The sequence below is a fragment of the Aliivibrio sp. SR45-2 genome, assembly GCF_963890165.1.
Classification (GTDB): domain Bacteria; phylum Pseudomonadota; class Gammaproteobacteria; order Enterobacterales; family Vibrionaceae; genus Aliivibrio; species Aliivibrio salmonicida.
In genome coordinates, this window is the sequence record NZ_CAWPRC010000064.1 from 1 (window position 1) to 1,211 (window position 1,211).

Consider the following 1,211-nt stretch of genomic DNA (forward strand, 5'->3'; position numbering starts at 1 on the left):
GACGGCGTTAAGTACACCGAGCCAGTGGTGATTGGTTCACCGAGGTTACCGTGAGTATCACTGAATCCTTGAATCGTATAAGTCCATTCCATATCCGTTTCAGATGAAGTTGGAATTTCCACCTCACCTACCCAAACCGCGGTGTCTTCACCAGACTTCCACGTCACATCACTTGTGCCTAACTTCGCCGTCGCATTATCTACGGCAACAGAGAAAGTCGCTGTAACTCCAATTTTATCACCTGCTTTACCCGATGTCGGGTTTGATACCACTGATATTACGGTTGGTTTCACTGTCGAGAGTTGAGCCGTTTCTGACGCCTCTTCCGCAGCAATGTTATGTTGGTTTGAGCCCGTTGCTTTTACGGTGATCGAACCATCACTCCAACTGCTTAAATTAGCACCTCCCGCTGTCCAGTTCCCATCACTGTCCACTGTCGCAATAACTGTTGGGAGCGACGAGCTATCTTTTGAATTACTGAATGCAACCGTGATCTCTTTACCTGCTTCAAAACGCGTGGTTGTGCCGCTAATAATAAGATTGGCCGCGTCACTCTCATTAATCACTCCGCCAGTAATTGGAGTAATCGTGATTGATGGGGTTAGGTACACGGTACCACTCGTCGATTCATCGCCAAGATTGCCGTGAGTATCACTGAACCCTTTCACCGTATAAGTAAACTCAGTATCTGCTGCTGATGAACTCGGAATTTCCACTTCACCAATCCATGTTGCTGAGCCTTGACCCGAACTCCACGTCACATCATTTGTGCCTAATGTCGCCGTCGCATTATCTACAGCAACAGAGAAAGTCGCCGTAACTCCAATTTTATCGCCTGTTTTACCCGATGTTGGGTTTGATACCACGGACGTTAACGTTGGTTTCACTGTCGAAAGTTGAGCTGTTTCTGACGCCTCTTCCGCAGCAATGTTATGTTGGTTTGAGCCCGTTGCTTTTACGGTGATCGTGCCATCACTCCAACTGCTTAAATTAGTACCTGCCGCTGTCCAAGTGCCGTCACTGCCCACTGTCGCAATCACCGAATTACTCTTCGCATCGGCCGAATTGCTAAACGCAACTGTGATATCTTTACCTGCGTCAAAACGTGTTGTTGTGCCGCTAATAATAAGATTGGCCGCGTCAGTCTCGTTAATCACTCCGCCAGTAATTGGAGTAATCGTGATTGACGGGGTTAAGTACACGGCACCACT

At 47.8% G+C, this 1,211-nt stretch carries 1 protein-coding gene; it reads right to left on the reverse strand.

Features of this window, described 5'->3' with window-relative positions; translation table 11 throughout:
- The coding region (locus tag AACV33_RS03015; protein ID WP_182700730.1) for a tandem large repeat at window positions 1-1,211 on the reverse strand (1,211 nt) is incomplete at both ends.